This is a genomic window from Paenibacillus xylanexedens (assembly GCF_007676705.1).
GTDB classification, from domain to species: Bacteria; Bacillota; Bacilli; order Paenibacillales; family Paenibacillaceae; genus Paenibacillus; species Paenibacillus xylanexedens_C.
In genome coordinates this window covers 1-235 of record NZ_VEBF01000683.1, presented here as the reverse complement: position 1 = coordinate 235, position 235 = coordinate 1, and the positions used below count along the sequence as shown (strand labels likewise).

Here is a 235-nt window from a genome sequence, read left to right as displayed (position 1 = left end):
ACCATAACGTCTTCCAATAAAGACCATAGTCAGCTCCGTACCCACATACAACTACCCACCCAACCTAATCCACTCCATCAACTCAATCAATACAATCTCCACCCCCTTATTACCCACTCCCATCACCTCCCACCGAACTCCAAACACCACACTCATCACCATAACCCATCCCACCACTATCCTCATTTTACCCTTCACTAACCCCTCCACCACCACAAATACACCCACTTCCACA

The 235-nt window shown here is 48.1% G+C and carries 1 pseudogene; it reads right to left on the bottom strand.

The annotated features are described in order from the left end of the window. Positions 1-51 precede the first annotated feature (51 nt). A pseudogene (locus FS628_RS32395) lies at positions 52-235 on the bottom strand (MFS transporter); the annotation flags it as partial.